The 21431-nt window shown below is 69.5% G+C and carries 23 protein-coding genes; 12 read left to right on the top strand and 11 right to left on the bottom strand.

Going from position 1 to position 21431, the window contains the following annotated elements:
• Nucleotides 1-86 precede the first annotated feature (86 nt).
• Nucleotides 87-671 (top strand): hypothetical protein, encoded by a 585-nt coding sequence (locus QF030_RS04165; protein WP_307161275.1) that lies wholly within the window; start codon nt 87-89, stop codon nt 669-671.
• The gene (locus QF030_RS04160) at nt 668-1432 is read left to right on the top strand and encodes an SDR family NAD(P)-dependent oxidoreductase (RefSeq protein WP_307161274.1); all 765 of its coding nucleotides are present in this window, start codon (nt 668-670) and stop codon (nt 1430-1432) included. Before QF030_RS04165 ends, QF030_RS04160 begins: the two co-directional genes overlap by 4 nt.
• Before the next feature lie 232 nt (nt 1433-1664).
• Here the strand turns inward: QF030_RS04160 and QF030_RS04155 are convergent, their stop codons facing one another.
• A complete protein-coding gene (locus tag QF030_RS04155) occupies nt 1665-2651 on the bottom strand; it encodes an alpha/beta hydrolase fold domain-containing protein (protein WP_307161273.1) in 987 nt (328 codons plus the stop codon).
• A gap of 173 nt (nt 2652-2824) precedes the next feature.
• Entirely contained in the window at nt 2825-3748 is a 924-nt protein-coding gene (locus QF030_RS04150; protein ID WP_307161272.1) for an SDR family oxidoreductase, read from the bottom strand.
• 134 nt (nt 3749-3882) lie between these two features.
• On the opposite strand from QF030_RS04150, the gene QF030_RS04145 reads away from it, so the two are divergent.
• Entirely contained in the window at nt 3883-4506 is a 624-nt protein-coding gene (locus tag QF030_RS04145) for a TetR family transcriptional regulator (protein ID WP_307161271.1), read from the top strand.
• Between the two features lie 347 nt (nt 4507-4853).
• On the opposite strand, the gene QF030_RS04140 is transcribed toward QF030_RS04145, so the two are convergent.
• From QF030_RS04140 to QF030_RS04125, 4 genes are all read right to left on the bottom strand, one after another.
• The gene (locus QF030_RS04140) at nt 4854-5138 is read right to left on the bottom strand and encodes a GlsB/YeaQ/YmgE family stress response membrane protein (RefSeq protein WP_307161270.1); all 285 of its coding nucleotides are present in this window, start codon (nt 5136-5138) and stop codon (nt 4854-4856) included.
• A 565-nt stretch (nt 5139-5703) separates the two neighbouring features.
• Nucleotides 5704-5985, bottom strand: a complete 282-nt coding sequence (locus QF030_RS04135) for a hypothetical protein (RefSeq protein ID WP_307161269.1) — start codon at nt 5983-5985, stop codon at nt 5704-5706.
• Between the two features lie 73 nt (nt 5986-6058).
• Nucleotides 6059-6337: a hypothetical protein gene (locus QF030_RS04130; protein WP_307161268.1), complete on the bottom strand. Its 279-nt coding sequence runs from the start codon at nt 6335-6337 to the stop codon at nt 6059-6061.
• Between the two features lie 161 nt (nt 6338-6498).
• The gene (locus tag QF030_RS04125; RefSeq protein WP_307161267.1) at nt 6499-6768 is read right to left on the bottom strand and encodes a hypothetical protein; all 270 of its coding nucleotides are present in this window, start codon (nt 6766-6768) and stop codon (nt 6499-6501) included.
• Between the two features lie 88 nt (nt 6769-6856).
• Here QF030_RS04125 and QF030_RS04120 point away from each other — a divergent pair, with 88 nt between their 5' ends.
• Together QF030_RS04120 and QF030_RS04115 are read left to right on the top strand one after the other, a co-directional pair.
• On the top strand, nt 6857-7069 hold the full coding sequence (locus QF030_RS04120) for a hypothetical protein (RefSeq protein ID WP_307161266.1): 213 nt from the start codon (nt 6857-6859) through the stop codon (nt 7067-7069).
• 280 nt (nt 7070-7349) lie between these two features.
• A complete protein-coding gene (locus QF030_RS04115) occupies nt 7350-9011 on the top strand; it encodes a RecQ family ATP-dependent DNA helicase (RefSeq protein ID WP_307161265.1) in 1662 nt (553 codons plus the stop codon).
• Between the two features lie 87 nt (nt 9012-9098).
• Here the strand turns inward: QF030_RS04115 and QF030_RS04110 are convergent, their stop codons facing one another.
• Nucleotides 9099-10085, bottom strand: coding sequence for an oxidoreductase (locus tag QF030_RS04110; RefSeq protein ID WP_307161264.1), 987 nt, complete (start codon nt 10083-10085; stop codon nt 9099-9101).
• A gap of 526 nt (nt 10086-10611) precedes the next feature.
• On the opposite strand from QF030_RS04110, the gene QF030_RS04105 reads away from it, so the two are divergent.
• Together QF030_RS04105 and QF030_RS04100 are read left to right on the top strand one after the other, a co-directional pair.
• Entirely contained in the window at nt 10612-11832 is a 1221-nt protein-coding gene (locus QF030_RS04105) for a DUF3500 domain-containing protein (protein ID WP_307161263.1), read from the top strand.
• Nucleotides 11829-13229 carry a HupE/UreJ family protein gene (locus QF030_RS04100; RefSeq protein WP_307161262.1) on the top strand — a complete coding sequence of 467 codons (1401 nt, stop codon included), beginning with the start codon at nt 11829-11831 and terminating at the stop codon, nt 13227-13229. The genes QF030_RS04105 and QF030_RS04100 overlap by 4 nt, the downstream gene beginning before the upstream one ends.
• 285 nt (nt 13230-13514) lie before the next feature.
• On the opposite strand, the gene QF030_RS04090 is transcribed toward QF030_RS04100, so the two are convergent.
• The 3 genes from QF030_RS04090 to QF030_RS04080 all read right to left on the bottom strand — a co-directional run bounded on the left by QF030_RS04090 (nt 13515) and on the right by QF030_RS04080 (nt 16357).
• Entirely contained in the window at nt 13515-14291 is a 777-nt protein-coding gene (locus QF030_RS04090) for a hypothetical protein (RefSeq protein WP_307161261.1), read from the bottom strand.
• A gap of 227 nt (nt 14292-14518) precedes the next feature.
• Nucleotides 14519-14959 (bottom strand): ALF repeat-containing protein, encoded by a 441-nt coding sequence (locus tag QF030_RS04085; protein ID WP_307167461.1) that lies wholly within the window; start codon nt 14957-14959, stop codon nt 14519-14521.
• Between the two features lie 513 nt (nt 14960-15472).
• Nucleotides 15473-16357, bottom strand: coding sequence for a sigma-70 family RNA polymerase sigma factor (locus QF030_RS04080; protein WP_307161260.1), 885 nt, complete (start codon nt 16355-16357; stop codon nt 15473-15475).
• Between the two features lie 69 nt (nt 16358-16426).
• Here QF030_RS04080 and QF030_RS04075 point away from each other — a divergent pair, with 69 nt between their 5' ends.
• On the top strand, nt 16427-16903 hold the full coding sequence (locus QF030_RS04075) for a carboxymuconolactone decarboxylase family protein (protein ID WP_307161259.1): 477 nt from the start codon (nt 16427-16429) through the stop codon (nt 16901-16903).
• A gap of 125 nt (nt 16904-17028) precedes the next feature.
• Here the strand turns inward: QF030_RS04075 and QF030_RS40760 are convergent, their stop codons facing one another.
• Entirely contained in the window at nt 17029-17550 is a 522-nt protein-coding gene (locus tag QF030_RS40760) for a barstar family protein (protein ID WP_307167460.1), read from the bottom strand.
• A 232-nt stretch (nt 17551-17782) separates the two neighbouring features.
• On the opposite strand from QF030_RS40760, the gene QF030_RS04065 reads away from it, so the two are divergent.
• The 4 genes from QF030_RS04065 to QF030_RS04050 all read left to right on the top strand — a co-directional run bounded on the left by QF030_RS04065 (nt 17783) and on the right by QF030_RS04050 (nt 21120).
• Nucleotides 17783-18019: a hypothetical protein gene (locus QF030_RS04065; RefSeq protein ID WP_307161258.1), complete on the top strand. Its 237-nt coding sequence runs from the start codon at nt 17783-17785 to the stop codon at nt 18017-18019.
• A complete protein-coding gene (locus QF030_RS04060; protein ID WP_307161257.1) occupies nt 18016-18762 on the top strand; it encodes an RNA polymerase sigma factor in 747 nt (248 codons plus the stop codon). Before QF030_RS04065 ends, QF030_RS04060 begins: the two co-directional genes overlap by 4 nt.
• Entirely contained in the window at nt 18759-20198 is a 1440-nt protein-coding gene (locus QF030_RS04055; protein ID WP_307161256.1) for a M48 family metallopeptidase, read from the top strand. Before QF030_RS04060 ends, QF030_RS04055 begins: the two co-directional genes overlap by 4 nt.
• Nucleotides 20199-20445: 247 nt before the next feature.
• Nucleotides 20446-21120 carry a formylglycine-generating enzyme family protein gene (locus QF030_RS04050; RefSeq protein WP_307161255.1) on the top strand — a complete coding sequence of 225 codons (675 nt, stop codon included), beginning with the start codon at nt 20446-20448 and terminating at the stop codon, nt 21118-21120.
• The last annotated feature ends 311 nt before the right edge of the window (nt 21121-21431 follow it).

Genomic DNA, 21431 nt, shown 5'->3' with positions numbered 1-21431 from the left:
ACAGCGCACCGCCTGTTGCGGATGCCTCCATAGGCAAATTATGGAATGGGCAGTCAAATATTTGGGGGAGAGATGGCCGTGACGCGGTGGTGGAACGCGACCGCAGGCACCTCGACCGAGGCTGCGTCCGGCTCAGCCTTCGCGCTGCTCGCCACCGTACGGATGTCACTGATTTTCACCTCCAGCAGAACCGCGGCTGGTCGCAGGCGCAGACTTCCGCCGCCTTCGTTCCCTTCGCGGTGGCACTGCCCGTAACGGGCCGTATGGCAGGCCTGCTGATTGCCGGATACGGAGCATCAGCCGTCACCACCTGCGGGCTCGCTCTCTCCGCGACAGGTCTTGCGCTGCTCGCACTCACCGGTCCGGCACCGCACACCCCGTATGTGTACGGACTTCTCCCTGGCCTGCTCACGCTGCCAGCGGGCGGAGCCGCCAGTTCCGCGGGGGCTGCTGTCCTCGCGACACACGGGGTGGAACCGCAGCAGACCGGACTCGCGGGCGGCGTCATGAACACCGCGATGGAACTGGGCGCCACCGTCATCTTCACGGCCGCTCTGACGCTCGTCTCCGATGCCACCTCGCTCGCCGCAACGACGGTTGCCTTCGCCGCTGCTGCTTTCCTCAATGCCCGCCAAATAACCGAGCATCGATCAAGAAAGTCATCACCATGACCGCACGTTTCACCGGTAAGACCGTCCTCGTCACGGGTGCAGGCTCCGGCATCGGCCGGGCCATCGCTCTCGCCTTTGCCGCCGAAGGGGCCTCGGTGGTCGCGGCCGGACGCACGGCGCCAGTGCTTGACGAGACAGTCGCTCTGATCGAGAAGGAGGGCGGCACAGCGGCCGCGGTCACCGCCGACGTAACCCGCTCCGAGGACGTCAAAGCTCTGGTCGGCCGCACCGTCAAACACTTCGGCAACCTCGATGTCGCCGTCAACAATGCTGGAGTCTTCCGGGGCGGCGCACCCATAGCCGACCTCCAGGAGGAGGACTGGCGCAGCCTGCTCGACATCAACGTCACCGGTGTCCTGTTCAGTCTCCAGGCCGAAATCGCCCAGATGCGTAACCAGCCCACCGGCGGCGCGATCGTCAACATCGCCGCGAACCTCGGCGCCCACCGCCGCACTCCGGGCTTGGCCGGCTACATCGCCACCAAAGCGGCTGTCTCCGCGCTGACCCGGGCAGCCGCTCTGGATCACATAGCCGAGGGGATCCGCATCAACGCTGTAAGTCCCGGCCCCTCCGCCACACCCATGTCACTGCGCTCCGGTGAGACCGACGCCGACCGCGCCGACCGGATGAAGAGGGTCTCCCCGCTGGGGCGTGTCTCATCTACCGCCGAAATCGCAGCGGCAGTGCTGTATCTGGCCTCGCCGGACGCCGCCTCCGTGGTCGGCAGCGACCTCGTCGTCGACGGCGGCGCCTCCGCCTGACTTACGAGTCCGAAGCAGGGTTGGCGGTGGCACGTCGGACCCCGATCGTCGGGCATGGTCTGCGTGGTGGGAGACCGGACGCGTGCAGCGGTCATTCGCAGTTCAAAAAGAGCGCCTCGGACTGATATGAGGAGATCCATGAGCCAAGGGGCAAGGACACTCGCGTGGTGGCAATCGGCTCGGAGGCGCCGGTGGGATTACGGAGAGGACGGCACGCCGTCAGACCCGCGTGTTACGAAGCAGCCGACGTTGCCGGGGCCTTCGTGAGGTGCCGGGCGAGGTAGCGGTTCCAGGTGTGGCGGAAGCTCTCCGCGAGCTGGGACCGCGGGGCGAACAGGTCGAAGGCGTGGTAGGCGCCAGGGTAGAGGTGCAGCTCGACGGGCACGCCGTGGGCGCGCAGGCGCGCGGCGTAGTCGAGGCTCTCGTCGCGGAAGACGTCGAGTTCACCGACGCCTATGAAGGTCGGGGGCAGGCCAGCGAGGTCGGTCGCCCGGGAAGGAGCGGCGTAGGGCGTGACGTCCTCGGTGCCAACGCGGTTGCCGAGGATCGCCTGCCAGGCGAGGAGGTTGGTCGAGCGGTCCCAGATGCCGATGTCGGTGATCTCCCGACTCGAGTCGGTCGCGTTGCGGTCGTCGAGCATCGGGTACTGCAGCATCTGGAACAGGGGGGCCGCTGCGCCGCGGTCGCGGATCAGAAGGGCGGTGGCGGCGGCGATGCCTCCGCCTCCGCTCTGGCCGGCCAGGCCGACCCGGGTGGGGTCGAGACCGAGATCGGTGGCGTTGTCGCTGATCCACCGGTAGGCGGTGTATCCGTCCTCGGCGGCGCCGGGCGCGGGGGTTTCCGGGGCCAGGCGGTAGTCAACGGCGACGACGGCGCAGCCGAGTGCCGCGGACAGCTGCTTGAGCCAGGGTGCGTCCTGGGCGGCGAAGCCGAGCACCTGCCCACCGCCGTGGAACCACATGAGGACCGGCAGCGGTCCGGGCGCGTTCTGCGGACGCAGCAGGAGGACGTCAGGGGCTTCGGCGCGCGGCACGTGGATCTCGTGGGCGGTGACGGTGGGCTCGTCGGGGATGGTGCCGGCGATGACTTCGGCGAGCGCGCGGACGGCCTCGCGTGTGGCGGGGACGTCGGTCAGGTCGAAGACGCCGTTCGGGCCGATCGGCATGGCCTGGAGTGCTGCGGCCAGTTCGCTGTCGATCGCGGGACGGGAGCGGGGCATGGTTCTGCCTTCCTGGGTGGGGTCTGCGTCAAGGCGCGGGAGGGTGGTCAAACCGTCGGTGCCGCGAGATAGTCGCCGCACCGACGGTCTTCGGGCAGGCCCGGGTGGCTGTGACACGCCGAGCAGGGCTCGGAGGCGGCGCGGGGACCGAGTGGGATGGAGCGGGGGCCGGCTCAGTTTGTGGCGCTCGCCGGGACGTCGAAGTAGTGGCCTTGGCTGAGGTCCTCGATGAGGCCGGGCTGAACGGGCTTCCAGCCGAGGAGACCCTGGGTCAGCATGTTCGAGGACGGGTTGTCGGCCGTGACGTGGCCGCTGAGGAAGCCGAAGTGGGCGTCGGCCTCGGTCGCCGGGATGCTGACCACGGGCAGGTCCAGGCCACGGCCGATCGTCTCGGCGATCTCCCGGAAGGGGATGCCCTGGTCGTCGACGCCGTGCAGCCGTGACCCGGCCGGCGCGGATTCCAGCGCCAGCCGGTACAGGCGTGCCGCGTCGAGCGTGTGCACGGCGGGCCAGCGGTTGGCCCCGTCGCCGATGTAGGCGGAGACGCCCTGGGACCGGGCGAAGGAGATCAGGGTCGGAATGAAGCCGTTGTGGTCCAGCGTGCTGTGCACCGTCGGAGAAAGCCGGACGACGGACGACCGGATGCCGCGTTCCGCGAGTGCGACCACCGCGTTCTCGGCGTCGACCCGCGGCCCTGCGTCGATCACGTCGGCTTCGGTGGCGGCGTCCTCGAGCCCCGCGAAGGCGAGCAGCACCGTTCCCGACGTGGTCACCAGAGGCTTGCCGGTGCCGGCGAGCGCGTTTGCGAGCGTCTCGATGGCGCGCAGATCCGCCGTGACCGCGCTGTCGAAGTCGCCGGCGAACATGGCGTCGTGCTTGAAGGCCAGGTGGATGACGCCGTCGGCCGCGGCAGCGGCCGCGGCGAGGCCGTCGAGATCGTCGAGGTCCCCTCGGTGCACCTGGGCACCGGCAGCCGTCAACGCGGCGGCGGACTTGTCCGAGCGGGCCAGGCCGACGACCTGGTGTCCCGCTTCGAGAAGTTCGGGAACGACGGCGGAGCCGACGTGTCCGGAGGCTCCGGTGACGAATACGCGCATGGTGCGTGCCTTCCTGCTGCGGGTCCCCACCGGGGGCGGGACCCTGATGTCAGTTTGTGACATCACCGTAGCATCGACGTCAGAGCCTGTCATCACCTGATGTCACAGTCTGTCATCGGGGGTAGCATCGGAGCATGAGCCGATGGAAACCCGACGCACGAGGCCGCCTGGAGAAGGCGGCGCTGGAGCTCTACAACCGCCAGGGCTTCGACGCCACCACCGTCGCGGAGATCGCCACCCGCGCCGAAGTCACCGAGAGGACCTTCTACCGGCACTTCGCCGACAAACGAGAAGTGCTCTTCCCCGCCGACAACCCCCTCACCGACACCCTCGTCAACGCCACGGCCTGCGCCCCCGCCCCGCTCATGCCGCTGGAGGTGATCACCCGCGCCCTGACCGAAGCCGCTCCCGTCTTCGAAGAACGCAAAGACCTGGTACGCCAGCGCCAGACCGTCATTGCCGCCAACCCTGAACTCCAGGAACGCGAACTGGCCAAACTCGCCGCACTCGCCTCCACACTCGCCCACGCACTGCGCGAACGTGGCCTGGAGACCACTACCGCGGCACTCGCGGCCGAAATCGGGATCGCCGCGTTCAAAGTCGCCTTCGAACGCTGGGTCAACGACCCCGACGGGCACGCCCTGGCCCAGCACATTCGGGAAGCCCTGGACACCGCCAGGCACCTCACCACGCCACCCGAGCATGTCGCCTCGACCGACGACTTGAGCTTCACAGACCAGGAGGAGGGAGTGGCATGAATGCGGTGGGCACCCCTGAGAGTTGGTGTGGCAGCCGCGGGGGCGGAGCACTTCTCTCATGCGTGTGTCCGTGCCGAACGCAGGGTTGGCGGAACTCGGGGATCGCGGAGCCCGCAGATGTCGATGGGAACCAGCAACGTTCAGAGGGGACCGGACGCTGACGTCGGCCGCAACGGGCCCCAGGTGTAAGTGTCACGGGGTGAGGGGACCCGCGGGCGAGCGTTTCCTCAGGCAAGTGCGGGGCGATGCCTTCGCTGGTGGGGTGCTGGGCCCGGCCGTACATGCTGACGGCTCCCTTCCTGCGAACAGGGAAGGGAGCCGTCCGGGTGGGCCGGGGCGTTGTGCCGTCAGCGGGTCGCGTGACGGTGCGAATGCCGGTTGCCGGTGACGAGGCGGTAGAGGGCGAGCAGGATGACGGAGCCGGCGATCGCGGCGATCCAGGTGGAGAGGTCGAAGAACCCGTCGATGGAGTCGACGCCGAAGATGACCTTGCCGAGCCAGCCGCCGAGCAGACCGCCGACGATGCCGATGAGCATGGTGATGATGATGCCGCCGGGGTCCTTGCCCGGCATCAGGGCCTTGGCGATGGCGCCGGCGAGCAGGCCGATGATGATCCACGCGATGATGCCCATGGTGCCTCTCCGCTTCGTCGTATAAAGGCTGTGTCAGCTCATCGTCTGCACCGATCGCGCCCGTACAAACGTCTTCTCCCGAACCCGGCCTTACCAGCTCCTGCCCGCGGCGGCGTGGAACTGACCGTCGGCGAGACAGCCGAGCGGTGCGCACTGAAACCGTCGACCGCCTCAGAACACCTCTGCTTCCTGCGTCGCGGCGGCCTGGTCCTTCCCCGCAAAGCGGTCTCTTCGCCACCCGTGCGTATTCGACGTCACCCAAGGCCGGAGGGAGGTCAGGCGGAGAACATCACGCCCGCCTGAGCTTGCAGTGCCATGGCGTGGGGGCACCAGGACGACAGCTGGCACCCACGCTCGGCTGACCCACGCCTCGGGATGCTGAACAGCTGCCCGCAACTGCGCCTCCGGCTGACGGCCCACCCGGACAAGCCGAGCCGCCTCGCTGGCCGCGGACCTGGGCTGTGCGCCTGCCGAAGGATCACACAGACCTGCTCACCGACCCACCGCAGCCTGCCGGCACAGGATCACCCTGGCCACCGGAGGGGACCGCGGCGGGCCGGGACCGTCACTCGGTGCCGTCGCTGTCCGTGGGCTCGTGGAATTCGGGCGCGAGCGGGCCGCGGTCCTCGGGGTCCTCTCCGGTGAAGGCGGCGGCGCTCGTGTCGTCGTCGACGGCCTTGCGGACGGGCGCCTCCTCCTCCATGGCGTCGGCGGTCGCTTCCAGCGCCGCGTCGCCTTCCGCCTCGGTGTGCTTCGGCCAGCCGGCGTCAGACCGAGTGCGGTGGTCGTCGTGATCCGCCCGCATGCCGGACGCGGGGGTGGCCTTGCGATCATCACGGTCGGTCATGGGGTCCTCCTGTGTCGACGGGGGCTCGACGTCCTGCCCGGCGGACCGGTCCGTGGGCGACGAAGGACGTTCATCACAGCAGTGCGCGCGATCGCGCCGCCTCAGCGCCGCTTGCGCGGCAGCACGAGGCCGCAGCGGCGGCGGTCATGAGGACGCCGGCCAGCGCGATCGGTACCTTCTTCACCCCTTTCGCGGAATTACCGACGCCGAGCGCGTCACGCATCCGGTCGTAGAGACTCAGCGGTACGCCCAGGACCGCGTTGCCGGGCGGACGCCGTGGGACGGCCGGTGCGGATGCGTGGGTGCGCTCTTGCGCCCCGGTCTCCCACGCCGTGCCGAGCTGTCGCAGCACTTCCTGCGCTGTGAACGAACCGGCGCCGAGCTCAGCAAGCGTCTCAGTGCACCGGGGTCCGCAGACCGGGCCGAGGGCCGGGTACCCCGACGCGGCCCGTCACACCGGTCGGGGCGTGCTCGCTCAGGACGACAACGTGCTTGCGCGGTTCACCGCACACGTCACTCCCTGCCCTCGGGCAGGTAGTAGGTCTGCCGCAAGAAGGCGGCCATGTCCGCGAGTGCCTGCACATAGCCGGCCTTGTAGCGCGCATCGGTGTCAGTACGCCGGCTCTCGGCCGTCGCCCACTGGTCCAGGAGCAGGGCGATATGCAGGTGGTTGCGGTACAGGGCGCCGTCTTTGCCGTCGAGTGCGGTTCGAACGCGCGCCGGGTCCCAGTCTTCGAGGGTGCTGGTGTCGAAGTTCAGCAGTTCCTCATCACGCTGCTGCACAGGCGCCCTCCTCGCGATCATCAGTTCGACGTACCCGTACCCGTACGGGTACCCAGGGTCGTCGTGTCGTGGGTCGAGTTGCCATGGTGTGCGTCTGCCACGCCTGCGCTACCAGTGGCTGCAGAACCCCCGTCCGCGTGTCCGCACAGCGTGCCTGCGTACCGCCGGGCAGAGCGGCGGGCCGGGCGTGCCGCCCGAGGTTCAGCAGCGCGCCGTACGCCAGTTGCAGGGCGTCTGCTCCGGCGAGGGTGAGTTCGCGTACCACCAGGACCGGCACGTCGTCCACGCTGCGCCGCACTAGCTGACCGGCCGGGAACTGGTCCACCGTCCCGATCCGATGCCAGCTCCCTTGGGGTGCAGTCCCGAAGCGGCGTCGGCCCGCAGACAGCGGCTTCGTCCGGGTTCTCCCTGGTGACGGGTGGCCGCGACCGCGCGGGGCCGAAGAGCGCGCAGGTGATCACCCGGGCGGCAGCCGGCATCTCGCCCTCGCACGACTGCCCGCGCGCCGCTCCGCATCGCGGCGCGGCCACGGGGGTACCCGGGCCGGGTTCAGGAGTGCCGGCTTGTGAAGGGGCGTCGCGATGAGTGTGCAAGACCGGATCGCCGAGCTGCGCCGCATCGCCCGAGAACGGTTCGGGTGGAGCGACCTGGCCGCCGAGCAGACCGAGGCGATGGAGGCACTCCTCGACGGCCACGACGTGCTGGTCGTCATGCCCACCGGATCCGGCAAGTCGGCGATCTACCAGGTGCCGACCGTCATGCTCGGTGGCCCCACCGTCGTGGTATCGCCGCTGATCGCCCTGCAGCGCGACCAGGTCGTCGGCTTGCGGCAGAGCGAGGCACCGGACGCCGTGGCCGTGAACTCCGCACAGCCCCGGTCGGCTACCGACCGGGGCTGGCGGGCGATCCGGAACGGTGACGCCGAATACCTGTTCTTGTCCCCCGAGCAGCTGACCAAAGACAGTGTTGTGGAAGAGCTGCGGGAACTGGGCCCTTCGCTGTTCGTCGTGGACGAGGCCCACTGCGTCTCCGCCTGGGGACACAGCTTCCGCCCCGACTACCTGAACCTGGGCGAGGCCGCCGAACGGCTGGGCCGTCCGCCGGTACTCGCTCTGACGGCGACGGCCGCAGCCCCGGTCAGGGCGGACATCGTCGAGCACCTGAACATGCGCGAGGCCCACGTCGTGACGACCGGGACCGACCGGCCCACCATCCATCTGGCGGTGCGCACCTTCACCGACGACTCCGCCAAACGCGAGGCCGTCGCACGCTGGACGGCCCGAGCGTGCGCCCCGGGCATCCTCTACACCGCAACCCGCAAAGACGCCGAGGCGTACGCAGGGCGACTTCGGCGGGACGGCGTGGACGCCGAGGCGTACCACGCCGGCATGAAGGCGGGCGACCGCCGCCGGATCCACGACGGCTTCATGGCAGGCGCTCCCGCCGTGGTGGTAGCCACCTCCGCGTTCGGGATGGGCATCGACAAACCGGACGTACGGTTCGTCGCCCATGCGTCCGTCCCGGAGTCGCTGGACTCCTACTACCAGGAGATCGGGCGCGCTGGCCGGGATGGGGAGCCAGCCCGCGCGGTGCTGTTCTACCGCCCCGAGGACCTGGGACTGCAGAAGTTCCTCACGGCCCGAGCCCTGGACGCCGACGCACTGTGCCGGATCATGACCACGCTGCTCGGCCAGGACGCCCCGCAGAGCCGTAGCAGGACAGCGCAGCTGTGCGGCCTGTCGCGCCGCAAGACCAGCGATCTGCTGAACCTGCTGGAAGAGGCGGGAGCGGTGACCGTCGAGGGCAGGCGCCGCACCGTCCGGGCTCTGCCCGGCCGCACGGGAGACGAGGCCATCGAAGAGGCGGCACAGGTGTTCGAGCGGCGGCGTCGCGTCGACCGCTCGCGCATCGAGATGATGCGCGGCTACGCCGAGACGCCCACCTGCCGCCGCCAGTACCTTCTGGGCTACTTCGGCGAGCAGCTCGACCAACCGTGCGGGCGGTGCGACGTGTGCGACCGCGACGACGAGCACCCCGCCACCGGAACCGGGCACCGGCACGTCGCTGCCCCGCCCGGGCATGTGCCCTATGAGACGAACGACCGGGTGCGCCACGCGGAGTGGGGTGCGGGCACCGTGATGCGCACGGAGGAAGACCGCCTCGTCGTGCTGTTCGAGCAGGTCGGCTACAAGACGCTCTCCCTGACAGCAGTACAGGAGGGCGACCTACTGACCGGCACCTGATGCGCGCCCGGCGACCGGGCCGTGCCGCATCAAGCCGCAGAGTTGACGGTCCCGCACAATCGGGTGCGCGCGACCGGTCCAGCGCCGTCAGCCGAGGGCGTCGAGCAACGCGCGCTCGCGCTGCGCGCTGAGGCCCGCGCGCCTTTCCCGGTCCAGCCCCTGCTCGCGTTCCCAGCGCAGCGTGTCGGCCAGCATCTCCGCCCGGGGCCGGTGACGCAGCCCCGCGGCGCGCGCCGAGGACCCGTCCCGGGCCGACCACCCCTCCCAGCCCGGCTCGACCAGCCACATCGCCAGCGACTCGGACCCCATGTACTGGGTCACGCCGTTGGCGAGCAGCCACGCCGATTCCGCGGTGACCACCGGACCGGTGTGCCCGCCGATGGCGCGGCACAGCTCGATCCACTCTCCGAACGGAACGACCGGACCGACAGCGTTGTACGTGCCCGTGGTCCCCGTCTCCGCGGAGTCGAGCAGCCAGGAGCTGAGGTCCCGCACATCGACTACCTGGGTCGGTATGGCCGGTGTGCCGGGGACCAGCATCGGCCCACGCGGATCGAGTGCGGCGCGGGCGACCCAGTAGCCGGAACGCCCGCTGTGATCGCCCGGGCCGCCTATGAGCCCGGCTCGTGCGATGAGGAGGCGGTCTCCCACAGCGGCCGTCGACGCCTGCTCACAGGCGACCTTCGCCTCGCCGTACAACTCGAGGCCGACCTCGCTCCGGTCGGTCGGGGCGAGTAGGGCCGCGGACTCGTCCGCCCCCGGCGTGGCGTGGGAGGCGTAGGCGCTGCCGGACGAGACGTACGCCCAGTGCCCGGCCTTGCTGCCCAGCACGTCGAGCGCTCCACGAACGAAGCCCGGCTGCCATGACACCTCGACGACCGCGTCCCATACCCGGTCGAGCAGGGGCTCGTACGGCGACGGACCGCGGCGGTCGGCGGCGACCAGTGTCGCTCCGTCCGCGACTTCTCCACTCTCGCCACGCGCGAGGCAGGTCACCCGATGGCCGCGTTCGATCGCCTGGCGCGACAACTCACGAGCCACCCATGCCGTTCCGCCCAGAACCAGGATCTCCATATCGACACACAAGCACCGGGATCACCGCCCGGCCAGACCGATTCGCCGACAGCAGAGGGGCAGCCGTCAGATCGAACTCAGTCCTCGGGCCCCACAACGACGACCCCGGTCACGAGTACAGGGTCGCCGGGTCGGGGCAGGGACATCGTCGCCGCGATCACACCTCTGACGCTGTTCATCACGCCGAAGTGTGGCCCGCACACAGTGGAGCAGGCGCCGAGACGGCGATCGTCACGTGACGCGCGTCCGCTTCGGCTGCTGAAGCCGCGATAAGAGCAACCTGTCAATGAGCCCAGCATATTTGCTCAATATGCGGTGCCGCTGTCCAAATGGGACTGGCCTGGCGGCTCGGGCATTGAGTTGTCAACAATATTGCTGATAGTTCTCTCATCCAGCGCGCGCGTGTCCCGGACGCCGCCGTCCGCAGAGTCGGCGCACCGTCCCCACCTTTCTCCAGGGAGTGTTCGTGAGTAAAGAGAGAACACGTCAGGCTCGTAGCCGCCGGACTTGGCGGGGCATCGCCGGCGTGGCCGCTGGTGTCGTCCTCGTCGGCGGCGGTTTCGTGGCGGCCAACGCCGCGACAACCGACAGCGATGCGAAGAAGGCCGGCGTCCACTACCCGGTCAACAAGAAGGCCGCCGGCGTCGCGGCCGTGGTCAGCGCCGCCAACGCGTTCCTCAACACCCTCGACTCGGACCAGCAGACAGACACGCTTCTGGACTTCACCGAGGAGAACGCCACGGCGTGGTCGAACCTGCCCTGCGGCTCCTCCTGCCGCCCCGGCATACAGACCGGCTCGCTGACCGACACCCAACTGACCGCTCTCGAGAATATGCTGAAGGTCGCCCTGGGTTCCGGCAAAGACACGGGCTACGACCACGTCATGCAGACCCTCCTGGCCGACGAGGTGCTCGCCTCGGCGGGTAGCGGCAGCTCCGCGTCCGCCGCACCGACGGACAGCACGTCCGGCGCGCCCTCGGCCGACCCGACCGCCAGTTCCACTGCCTCGGATCTCCCGACCGACGTCCCGACCGGCGCCCCGCCCTCCGGCGGCCCCGGCGGTGGCGCCGGTGGTGGCCCCGGCGGTGGCGGCTACGGCAGCGGCGTCTACTTCCTGGCGTTCCTGGGCACCCCGTCGGCGACCGGCACCTGGCAGCTGCACTTCGGCGGTCACCACCTCGCCGTGAACATCACGTACAGGGACGGCAAAGTGGCGGGCGCCAGCCCGTTCTTCACCGGCGTCGAGCCGACCAGCTGGACCGCCGACGACGGCACCACCTATGCGCCGATGGCGAAATTCCGCGACGGCCTGCTCAAGCTCACCGGCAGCCTGAGCGACACGCAGCTGGCCACCGCCAAGCTGTCGACGTCCTTCAGCGACGTCCTGCTCGGCCCGGACCAGGACGGCAAGTTCCCGGCGACCAAGGAAGGCATTCCGGTCAGCTCTCTGTCGGCCAAACAGAAGAAGCTGGTCCTGGAGGCCATCCACCCATGGGTCGCCGATGTGGACGACGCCACCGCGAAGCAGCTCCTGAAGACGTACGAGCGTGAGCTGAACCAGACCTACCTCGCCTATTCCGGCGGCACCGGCCTGGACACCCAGGGCGACTACGTCCGGATCGACGGCCCCAGCGTCTGGATCGAGTTCGTCTGCCAGGACGGCGTGGTCTACCGGGACCAGATCCACTACCACACCGTGTACCGCGACCGTACCCGCGACTACGGCAACGAGTTCTCCTTCTCATGACCGGACCGCGAAACTGGCTGACCATAGCGCTCCGCTGGGTTGCCGGGATCGCGTTCGCGGTACCGGCGACGCTCCTGCTCGGGGCGTCGCCGGCCGCCGCGCATCCGATGCCGCACTCGGTGGTCCAGCTCGACGTGTACCAGACCTCGGTCACCGCCCGGCTCGAACTGCCGGTGGATGACCTCTCCCGAGCCAGCGGGATCGATCTGAGCGACACCACCCGCGCCACGCTGTCCCTGAAGGCCGAGGCCCTCCGCACCTACCTCGCCGAACACATCCACCCGGCCACCACCCGTGGCAAGGCCTGGCAGGTCAGCGTCGGCGCCCTGAGCCTCAGCAGCACCGAGCAGACCTCTACCGGCCCCTACCGCGAGCTGGTCGCCGAGGCCGTGCTCACCCCGCCGGTCAACACCGACGTACGCCGCTTCACCTTCGGCTACGACGTCATCGTCCACCAAGTCATCACGCACACCGCACTGGTGACCGTCCGTCAGGACTGGGCTGCCGGTCACGTCGACGGCGCCGGCACCACCCAGGTCGGCACCATCGGCATCGACACCCGGACCATGACCGTCCCCGCCCTGACGGTCGACCTCGGCCACGGCAGCGCCTGGCATGGATTCCTCGCCATGGTGAAGCTGGGCGGCAACCACATCCTCACCGGCACCGACCACCTGCTCTTCCTGCTGATCCTGCTCCTGCCCGCGCCGCTCGCAGCAGCTGGACGACGCTGGCACGGCCTCGTCGGCGCCCGGCCCGCCCTCGGGCGCATCAGCCGCATCACGCTCGCCTTCACCGCCGGGCACTCAGCCGCGCTGGCCATCACCGCACTCGGCCGCCTGGACATTCCCGGCTGGCCGGTTGAGGCGTTCATCGCCGCGAGCATCCTGGTCGGCGCGATCCACGCGATCCGCCCCCTCTTCCCGGGCAAGGAAGCGCTCGTGGCCGGGATCTTCGGGCTCGGTCACGGCATGGCCTTCTCCTTCGTCCTGTCGGAGATGCACCTGTCCACCGGACAGCTTGTGACCAGCCTCCTCGGCTTCAACCTCGGCATAGAACTGATCCAGCTCCTGCTGGTATGCCTTGCTCTACCCTCGCTGCTGGTACTCGCACGCCTGCGGGCGCAGCCTGCGCTGCGCCTGACCGGAGCAGTGCTCACAGGCACCGCGGCCCTCGGCTGGCTGGCAGACCGTCTCGGCATGCCCAACCCCGTCGCCCGGGCCGCCGACAGCGCCGGGTCCCACACCACGCCGATGCTGGCGGCCCTCACGGTGACCGCACTCGCCTCCACCGCCTGGACCCTGTTCACCCGCCGGCAAGCGCAGCCGGACCCGGCCGAGTCCCCGGCAGCCCCACCTCCCAGGCGTGAAGAGCGACACGGAGCGACGAGGTTGTGACAGGCACTGACGGGCAGAACCGCCGTCGGAGATGGTGGCCGCACCTGATCAGCCCGCCCATCCGATGTCACGGACCTATCGCCCCGGCGTGTGGCATGTACTGAATCCAGCAGAGTCGGCCGAACGCCTCCCGGATCTCCTCCACCGGGAGCGCGGGGTCGCGGACGTCGGTTCAGGCCCGCAGATCCCATGTGACCGCGCGGCGCCGAATGAGGGCGGCAGATTCCGGGAGCCGCGCACACGGGGGAACCGTGCGCAGTGGGCAGAGCGCAGGGGCGGGCCGGATCAGTTGGCCGACGTGTTCCGTGTCATCTCGGCTGCCTCGGTGAGGGCGCGTTGTCTGAGATCGCCGAACAGTTGCATCGTGACGGCGGCCAGGACGTCGTCCCCGCCAACAGTGCGCCCGTCCCCGCGACGGGTGGACAGGGCGAGGAGGGGGTCCTTGAGCAGCGGGGCCGGGGTCGGCTCGCCCGGCACCACCAGACTGACCGTCCCGAACCGCTTGACCCCGCCCTCGCGGACGACCTTGGCCGCGTCCCGGGCCAGGGCCGTCAGGAACACGCTCGCGATTCCGTCCAGGTCGCGGACCATCGCCGGGACCGCCCTCACCCCCCGGCTCCCCAGCAGCCTTCTCACCCCGGCCTCGAACCGGTGGGCGCCGGCCACACCACTCGGTGTACGCGCCCCGCGGCGCTCACGAAGAGACACGAGCGCACCATCGGCGTTGCGCACCTCGCCCATCAGGCCGTGGAAGGTCGGGCTGTGCAGGTACCACGCCGATCCCACCTCCACCTCGATGTTCCGGTCGATCGCCGAGATGAGGTCCTTGGGAATCAGCCTCTTCCTGACCTCCTCGGCCGCCGCGCTTCTCGCGCCCTCGATGATCTCCGTCAGCACGGTCCGCGTCACCGACGCGGCGGCCCACGCGGCCGGCCGGGAGACGTGCAACGAGGTCACGTCCCTGAACACCGCTTTGACGAGCTGAGGCTTGAACGGCAGGTCGGTCACGACGGAGGCGGTCTGCTGACCGCTGCGCTCGGTGCGTAGGGGTTGTGTGGTCATCGAAGAAGGTGCTTTCTGCTGTCGGAGGTGTCAGTGGCCCATGCCGCACCGGGCGGCGAGACCACAGAGCTCTGCGGAGGGCGCCGAGCCGGCACAGGGACTGCCGGGCGGGGCCGCCGGCACACAGAGGTACAGGCGGCCCCGCCCGGATTCTCGGCGTTCCGGCGACCGGGCGTGCGGCAGGGGGTGCCACCCGGGCGACGCGCTGTGGTGCGGCGCCGTGCCGGTCAGGCGACCTGGTACCTGCCGACTTCCAGGAAGTGGCGCAGTGCTTCGGGTGTGTTGTCGTCCAGGGCGGCGTTGGCTGCCGCGCGCAGGGCCGGGCTGATGGACGAATCGGCGAGGATACGGGCGATGGCGACGCGGTCGTCCTCGGCCTGGGCGATGCGGTAGCCGGTCTCCAGCCAGGCGCGCATCGCCTCGGGGTCGTTGGCGTCCAGGAGGGCGTTGGCTTCTCGTGTGACACGTCGGCCGCTGTCCGGGTCGGCGAGGATCCGGACTATGGCCACCCTCAGGTCGTCGGCGTCCGGCTCGTCCGCGGACGGGGACACCGCGGGCACCGTCACCGCGGTCGGTGCAGCCGTGGCGGCGAAGGACGGGGTGGCGAGCAGGAGGGCCGGGGCAAGGATGCCCGCGGCGATGCCGGGCGCTACGCGATGCAGTCGCAAGGGGAATGCTCCTCTTCGTTTGCTGCGGAGGTGAGTTGAGGACGCCTCAGGGGCGTTCACTTGGGTGATGCTGCCACCTGGGTCTGACAGTGGCAGTCGCCCCGCTGCGGTCGCAGGGCACCGTCGTCGCGGAAGTGGCCGGTGTTCCATGGTGGCGCGCCTTCGAGAAGGGCGGCCTTGGGCGCGGCTCGTGGCTGTCGGGGCGTGATCGGGGGGAGAGGGGTAGACGAGGCAGTCGGAGAGTACGGCGAGCGGGTACGGGCCGGTCATCCTGGCCATGTCGGTGAGTTTGCGGTGCATGTTGATGCGGGCTTTGGAGATGACGGCGGCGCGGATGTCGGGAGCGCCAGGTCGGGCGCTGGAGGGTCGGCCACCGCCCCGACAACACCTTCCGCACGACCGCGGTCGAGCCCCGCTCCGACACCGAGTACCGCGTCACCGGCGACCTCACCGCCAAGGACACCACCCGCCCGGGGTAGCCGGCATCGGTCACGGGGTCAGATGGTCAGATGGTCAGATGGTCAGGCGGAGAGTGGCCAGACGGTCAGGATCGCTGAGGATGTCGAGTCCGGTGATGCGGCCGTCCCGGATGGTGAACGACATGACGGACAGCAGTCGGCCCTCGGCGAACGAGACAACCCCGGGCGTGCCGTTGATCAGGACGAGGCGTGCGTCCGCCGCGAAGCGAGCGAAGGTGATTGCCTGGGACGCCACGTCGGACGCGCCGCGTCGCAGGATGCTCGGGACGCGCGTGCCGCCGTCGGAGCGCGCGACAACCTCGGGGTCGAGGACCGCCAGGAGCGCTTCGAAGTCGCCGCCGCGAGAGGCGGTCAGGAAGGCGTCCACGACATCGCGCTTGCGGGCGAGGTCCGTGTCGGCCGCAGGGGCGGCACCCTGGACCCGGCGGCGGGCGCGGCTGGCGAGCTGCCGGGTGGAGACCGTCGTCCGGCCGAGGATGGGGGCGATGTCGTCGAAGGGCAGGTCGAACATGTCGTGCAGGACGAAGGCGAGTCGCTCGGCCGGGGCGAGGGTCTGCAGCACGATCATGAGTGCGATACCCACCGAATCCGCGATCAGGATCTCCCGCTCGGGGTCGACGCGGGCCAGCGCGGTCACCACCGGGTCCGGCAGCCGGATTGACCCGTCCTGCTCGGGCAGCGGATCCTCGCGTCGCGAGGTACGCGAGCGCAGCATGTCCAGGCATATCCGGCCCACCACCGTGGTGAGCCAGGCCCCCAGGTTGTTCACGTCACTCACATCGGTGCGACTGAGCTTGAACCACGCCTCCTGGACGGCGTCCTCCGCCTCGGCGAGCGACCCCAGCATCCGGTAGGCCACCGCCCGCAGCGCGGGCCGCTCCGCCTCGAACTGGTCGGCCAGAAGAAAGTTCTCGCTCACTGTCACACCCCCGTGTCCGTATCCGTCGATCCAGTGACAGACGCTAACGGATCACGAGGAGAGCATCGGATGAACGCCGCGATCACCCCCACTGCCCGGATGAAGAACCCCGCCCTGGTCCTGCCGGACGCCATGAAGGGCATCCAGAACATCTACAAGGCCATGTACCAGGGCGGCGTCTCCCCGCAGACCCTGGAGCTGGTCCACCTGCGGGCCAGCCAGATCAACGGCTGCAGCGCCTGCGTGTTCGCCGGTGTGGCGGGCGCGAAGAAGCACGGCGAGAGCGACGAACGCCTGCATGCCGTGGCCGCCTGGCGCGAGGCGCCGTTCTTCACGGACGAGGAGCGCGCGGCCCTGGCCCTGACCGAGGCCGCCACCCGGATCGCCGACCGCTCCGGCAAGGCCGTCCCGGACGAGGTGTGGAACGAGGCCGCAGACCACTTCAATGAGGAGCAGCTCTCCGCGATCATCCTGATGATCAGCCTCACCAACTTCTTCAACCGCATCAACACCACCATCGAGGAGCCCGCCGGCGCCACCTGGTAACCGGCGCTGCTGACCTGTCGTCAGGGCCGGAGGTGGATGCCCGTCCACTCTCCGGCAAGGCACGGCCGGAGGGGCGCCGTGCACTCCCTGGGCCGGGATGAGACTCTCGGCACCGCCTACAGCGATCACGATGTAATGGTGGTCCTCAAGGGCGCGGGCATCCGGGATCCCGACAGCATTCTGGACGACGACCGATGGATCGAGTGGCGCGGCGGCCGCGCCCTCGTGCGGCGGCAAGATCGGCGCCCACAGAAGGGCGATCTGTGGGAGGACAGCGTGACAGCCCGGATCTCCAGCTGGCGAGCTGTCTCCGAATGGCCGAGACGCTGACGCAACACCTGGTGCTCGCGCCACTCACCCACGCGATCCTCATCGTCGGGCGCTCCCAGGCCGCCGGTGAGGCAGTCGGCGAAGGCTTCGAGGTTCCGACCGAGGCAGCCCCCGGGACCGTTGATGACCTCGCCGATGACACGCCAGAAATCTTCCAGCGTTCCGATCTGCCTGCCGTCCAGCGCATGTATCGGTGTCAGCGCTCGGCGGGTACATCCGGCTCCGTCGCTACGGCCCCTCGATGCCGGCCATTTGTCCGGAAGAGGGCAAGCTGCTTCAACGAGATCCTTGCCCGTGGACTGTGCGGTCGAGGCCACGACACCTGAGTCGAGCACTTCCACGTCCGTCCCTTGCGGGCCCTGATCAGCCCGTCAACGGCACCGGCCACCCCCGGCCCCACACCGCCGGCCACCCGATGAAGCGTCGCCGACTGACTGAAAGAAATTCGGTCGACGGGTAAACGCGGTCCGCTGCCACGGGTGTTGAGAGGTGATGCGGTCGGCAGGGCATCTGCTGACGTTACGTGGCCGCCAAGGGAGATGGTCGGATATGTGGGAATCGGTAGTGCTCGCGGCGCTGGCCGCTACGGTCAAAATCGCCCTTCAGGTGGTCGCCTGGCGCCGGGAGGTGACCCGTGAACGCCAGCGGGGGCGGCTGCTGCTCGCTGCGCTGTGCCTGGCGGGACACGACGTCCGCTTGGAGGAACGCCGCCCGGACGGAGGCGTCCTGAGTGTGCAGGGCGATGGCCGGACCGCGTACAACGATCAGGAAGGGAAGGCACCATGAGCGGCGGGACGGACAGCGCCCGGACCGGTGTGCCCGAACCCGCACGGCGGGCCGACGACGGGGCACCGGCCAACGAAGTCTTTCCCGTCGACTTCGAGGCCTTCTTCGCGGCTCACTATCCGGCCCTGCTGGCTCGGGCGTTGATGTTGTGCGGCAACTATCAGGACGCGGAAGACGCCATCCAGGACGCCTTCCTCGCGGCGCTGGAAAACTGGAACCGGGTCAGCGGCTACGAGCAGCCAACCGCGTGGGTAAGTCTGGTGATGCGGAGAAAACTGTGGCGCACGCTGCGTCTGCGCCTCAGGGCCAAGCGCGCGGCCTTGGACGTGCCCGTGCCCTGCCAGGCGCAACCCCATGAGACGGCGCAGGCCCGACGGGTGCTCACCGCGATGGCCGCCCTGCCGCCACGCCAGCGGATGGTGCTGGTCATGTACAGCCTCTACGCGATGACGCACGAGGAAATCGCCGACGATCTGAACATCGCGGCCTCCACGGCGCGAGGGAACTTGCGCAAGGGACGCGAAAACCTTCGGCGCATGCTCGGCCTCGACGCGGACGCCGAGCCGCTGAGCGAGGTGCCGCTCGTCGGAACCGGCGCCTCCGCGCGTGAGGACCTGTTCACCGGGGTTCTGAACGCCACCGAATCCTGGCTCGGCTCCGCCCTCCGGCAGGACGAGAACGCACTGGAGCAGGCTCGGACAGCTCTTGCCGACCGTGGACCAGAAGGCGCGAGGCGCAAGTGAGAGAGCAGATGCCGGGGGCGACCTTGTCACGCGCACTGCTCGGCTGTGCCCTGCTGGCCGGAGTCCAGCTGCTTGCACTCGCCGTGCTGAGCGCCCAACTCCTGCTGATCATCGTCGTCCTGACCACGAGGACCTGGCAGGTCGCCCTGCTGGGATCGCTCACCGTGATCTCCGTCTCCACCCTGGCCTACGGGCTGCTCGCCAGGACGTCAGCCGTCGGGGCGGAAGGCATCCGCATCGCGTTGACCCCGCGACAGCAGCCCGAACTCTGGGCGCTCACGCTGCGACTCGCAGACGAGCTGAACACCCCCGCACCCACGACGCTGCGCCTGGCCGACACCGTCAATGCCCACGCAGGCGAGCGCAGCAGGCTCCTGGGCCTGGTCGGAGGCGCTCGAACCCTCGATCTGGGCCTACCCCTGCTCCTCGGGCTCACCAGTGACGAGCTGCGGGCCGTTCTGTGCCACGAACTGGGGCACTACGCGCGCCGGCACACCCGCCTTGCCGCCGTCAGCCATCGCGGCAGCGTCGCTTTGGCACGCACGGTCCGCTACCTGGAGGTCCTGGAGACGGATCAGACCAGCCTCAAACCGCCGGTGCGACTTCTCCTGAAGCTTGTCTCGGCATACAACGGAATGTACCTGCGCCACACCCTGGCCGTTCGGCGCAGCCAGGAACTCGAGGCGGACGCCGCGGCGGCCGCGATCGCCGGGGCACACACGCTCGCGCAGGCGCTGCGGACCGTGCATGCACTCGCTCCGCTGTGGGACGAGTTCACCGGGGGCCGGTCCCGGCCGACGGATCCGACAGCATCGAAGGCTGGCAAGAACGGCTCCGGGGCCCTTCGCCGGCTGATGCTTCCCGACGGTGTCTTCCGGGATTTCGCGGACCGGATCACCGAGCCGGTGGGTGTGCCCTTCGAGGACGGCCAGGGCGCCTGGGAACCGGATACAGCTTGGGAGGACGGCGGGCTCGGCAGTCACCCGCCTCTGCGGGTTCGGCTGGCGGCCCTGGGCTGCGACGTCGATCCGGACAGCGTCCACCGGCCGGCTGTGAGCGAACGGGCCCCGGCCGCAGGTCTTCTGCGCAACCTCCCCGAACTGGCCGAAACCTTGCAGGAGGCCATGCGCGCGGTCCACGGCGCGGCCCCCGAGCGGGCCGTGTCGGTGGAACCGCCTCGACTCACCAAGGCGTTCCTGCGCTTCAAGATCAAGACGACACTGATCGGGGTGTTTCTGATCCTGTTGGCGAGCGTTCTCGTCCACGCCGTCGTCTCACCATCGCGCAGCGATCTGCCACCGTTGCCGACGGTGCCCGGTGAGCCGGGCGTATGGCCGGAGGCGTCGCAGTCGCCGCTGACCATCCCGACGTTCAGCCTCCCGCCCATCCCACCCTCTGACCGGTTCACCGCTTTACCGCTCGTGCCCGTGAAGTAGCCGGCGCCGCGGGCGAACAGAGAAGCGAGTCCGCACGGAAATCGAAGAATGCTGATCCGGTAAGCACCCCTGCGGGATCCGCAGCCATTGCTTCCCAACGCCAGGCTGCCAGCCGTTCCGACGCCACTGCCCCGGAAGAGGACCCGGTGGCCCTGGCCACAGACCTGAAGCGACGCCTCACCCCACAGCGACTCGAGGACCTGGCCGAGCTGCTCGCTCTGACAGGTCTCGTTAGGATCTCTTGATCATGGACCTGATGATGGGGAACGAGATGGTCGCCATCCCGCCGGGGCAGGTGACGCTGTCGGACCGGCGGACACAGCGCAGTTGGTCAATTGAGATTGCGCCCTACCAGCTCACGGCATGGCCGGTCACCCAGGCGTTGTATGCACAGATCACAGGCCAGCGGCCGAGTACCAGCGTTGGCGACCAGTTGCCGGTCGAGTGCGTCTCCTGGTGGGACGCGACGCGGTTCTGCAACGCCCTGTCGCAGTGCGCCGGCCTCACGCCCGCGTACCGCATCCGTGCCGAGGCCGAAGTCATCGAGTGGGACGCGTCCGCCGACGGGTATCGATTGCCGACCGAAGCTGAGTGGGAGCACGCCTGCCGTGCCGGGGCGACCGGGCCGCGCTACGGGGAGCTCGACGAGATCGCCTGGTACCGCGGAAACTCACACGAGCGCATCCACGAGGTGGGCGGCAAGCGCCCCAACTCCTGGGGGCTTTACGACATGCTCGGCAACGTCTGGGACTGGTGCTGGGACGTCTACGACGCCGAGGTCTATGGCGCCTACCGGGTGCTCCGTGGCGGTGGTTGGTTCGATGAGCACTGGAGTTGCCGGGCTTCCGCGCGACGCCGCAGCCACCCGACTTTCCAGGTCGACGACGTGGGGTTTCGCGTCGCGCGTTCCGTCGCGCGTTGATCCACGTCGTGTGCAGCGGGGCCCGCGCGGGGGATCACCGGCCGGACAGTTGGCATCCATGGCCCCGCCCCACCACGGCGAAGGTGTGCGGTCACCTCAGCAGCGGAGCATGACCGCGCGCGGAAGCTCCCGTTCGGTGGGCCGCCCATGTCGACCGACCGCGGCTGATCGTGTTCTGGAGTTACCAGGATGTAGGCCCCCTGGCACTGTCAACCTGCGCGGAACGCAATCTCATCGTGCAGGGCGGGACCTGTGAGTGCGTACCCGGCCGGTTGTGACGCCCGGGACACGGGGCACAGCATGAGGCAGCC

Origin of the sequence: Streptomyces rishiriensis, from assembly GCF_030815485.1 — a bacterium.
Classification (GTDB): domain Bacteria; phylum Actinomycetota; class Actinomycetes; order Streptomycetales; family Streptomycetaceae; genus Streptomyces; species Streptomyces rishiriensis_A.
This window is presented reverse-complemented; position numbering and strand designations above follow the sequence as displayed.